Raw genomic sequence first — 2,097 nt, 5'->3', positions numbered from 1 at the left:
CCGAAAAGCAACTCCCTCGGAGAGCGACTTTTTCAACAGAATCGGCCGAAACCAGTCATCGCCACTGCTTCTTCGCTTCAACGATGGGCGCTCTCACGGGGCGAGACGGCCTGGCTCGCTCGATGCGCAGCAGGCAGCGCTATTATCCAATTCTCAGCCAGCCCTTTGCGAATCTTGCCCTTCCAACTCTTGCTCGATGCGACTCCAATCCCCACGAAGTCGAAAACGCAGGTAAGCGACCAGAACTTTGTGGCGCATGCGGCGGAACCTGGAACTCCGACGAGCCTGCTGGTTGTTGTCAATGGTATCGGCAAGCCGGGTGCTGTCGAATGCCGTCCATATCGGTGGTATAGGTGCCTGCATGTTCGAGTAGCAGACGGGTGCCACCTCCTCGAAGAAGGCTTCCTTTACCGCAGCACGGTCGTATCCTGCCACCTCCCGTGCTATTGCCGGATAATCGATCTCGTTGTCGATGAAGACATCTGAAAGCGCCGACCATAAACGAACTTTGTCGTCGTGTGTCAAAACACTTCCCACTTGGAGAGCTCCTCGAGTTCGTCATCTAGGGCATCGGCCGCCAGGCTGCCTGCAACTCCGCCAGCTGCACTGCCTGCAAGTACCAAGGCAATGGCACAGAAAGGAGCGCCAGGGCCGCAGACGAGCGAGACGCCAAGGCCTGCGAGAAACCCGCCGGCAGCGCCGGCGCCGATAATCATGCCTTGGCGTGCAGTCTCCTTTACCTTGTTATCAGCATTGAGGATCTCGTATGTGGCAAATGCCGCAGTGACCATGATGCCTACCTTGCCCATGATGCGCAGGCGATCCGAGCCCTTTGTAAACTTGGCGTTATCCCGGCCAGAGGATTCAAGGACTTCATAGTGGATCTGCCGCTTTTGCTCGATCGTGAGCGCCTCGTAGGGCTTACCAAACTTGCGGGTGGCGTACTTTTCGAATAGTTCAGGCAGGGTTGGTGGAGTTTGCTTGTGCTGCTGTGCTTTGGCGAGCCCGGTAGCCGAAGTCAGCTTGCGGTGCTCCGCCATGATTTTGTTGCGCATCTCGTGGCAGAACTCGACCCCTGCCTGGCTGCTTATCTTGCCTGCTGCCACATCCGACCGTACCTGAGCGGATATCCGCTTGATGTTTGCGGCGTAGCTGGCGCGTGTCTGCGCGTCGTTGATGGCATCAAGTGAAAATCTTGTCGCCACGCCTTCCATGCTGGCGAGGGCCTCGTCGAGTGGCGAGCCGGGCAGGGTGTGAACGCTCTGAGTCTGGTATTGGCCAAGTACCTCAATGCTCCCCGTCATACTTGGCTACTCTCAAAGATGATAGCGAGCAGCTTGTCCGTTACGGCGGGCTGCTCGCCAGCCTCTGGTACGGGGATCTCAACGCGGGTGCAGATTGACCCCGAGAGATTGCCAAAGGCCACTCGGTTGTCGCTGCCGATGACGCCATCAAGGCTAGATCCGTCATCGAAGTGGGCGATGCACTTCCAACCGGTGTAACACTCAGTTGCCGGAATCTGGAAGCTGATCCATTTGTCGGTCGCCAGAGGTGGCGGAGCGGTGAAGGGCGACGTGATAACCGTATCGCCAATCAGCACATCACCCGATCCGCCGATGATTACTCCGCCATGGCTCAGCGTGCTGTCTAGCATCGCGGCATTCTTGCCGTTGATAAATACGGTGGAGGAGAAAGCACCGGATATGGCCTGGCCACAGCCAGCAGCATCTCCAAGGCGCGCAGCGGGGAGGTTATTGAACAGCACATCCGGGGAGCCGGACGTGATGGCCGGTGTGCCATGTCCGGGGACCGGGCAGGAGGTTGGGTCGCTCAGGCGAGCTGCGGGTTTGCCTGACATGAGAGTCCTTCTCGTGGTTTCGTCCAAATATGGATCCGTTGGGTCACTGCCTACTGTAGCTAACGGGTTAGAGCGTTGCGGTGATCTTCGTCGCGCATTGCATTTATGGTCAGCTCCAACGAGGTCCTATGCGCCATGGAGTTGGAGGTCGGAATCTTCCTTTGTTTCGTAGATGCTCAATGACCGCATTTGGCCGATTCTGTTGAAAAAGTCCCGCCTCGATATTGGTCCACGAAAGA

General features: G+C 57.5%; 3 protein-coding genes. All 3 read right to left on the bottom strand.

The genetic code is table 11. The annotated features are described in order from the left end of the window. Positions 1-153: 153 nt before the first annotated feature. From MCB86_RS05815 to MCB86_RS05805, 3 genes are read right to left on the bottom strand one after another with little or no spacing between them, the layout of a single operon-like run. On the bottom strand, positions 154-537 hold the full coding sequence (locus tag MCB86_RS05815) for a hypothetical protein (protein ID WP_239610282.1): 384 nt from the start codon (positions 535-537) through the stop codon (positions 154-156). After that, positions 522-1,304 (bottom strand): hypothetical protein, encoded by a 783-nt coding sequence (locus tag MCB86_RS05810; protein ID WP_239610281.1) that lies wholly within the window; start codon positions 1,302-1,304, stop codon positions 522-524. Before MCB86_RS05810 ends, MCB86_RS05815 begins: the two co-directional genes overlap by 16 nt. Then, the gene (locus tag MCB86_RS05805; protein WP_239610280.1) at positions 1,301-1,858 is read right to left on the bottom strand and encodes a PAAR domain-containing protein; all 558 of its coding nucleotides are present in this window, start codon (positions 1,856-1,858) and stop codon (positions 1,301-1,303) included. Before MCB86_RS05805 ends, MCB86_RS05810 begins: the two co-directional genes overlap by 4 nt. Positions 1,859-2,097: the final 239 nt, after the last annotated feature.

The organism is Pseudomonas sp. KSR10 (genome assembly GCF_022355455.1).
Classification (GTDB): Bacteria; Pseudomonadota; Gammaproteobacteria; order Pseudomonadales; family Pseudomonadaceae; genus Stutzerimonas; species Stutzerimonas stutzeri_E.
This window is presented reverse-complemented; position numbering and strand designations above follow the sequence as displayed.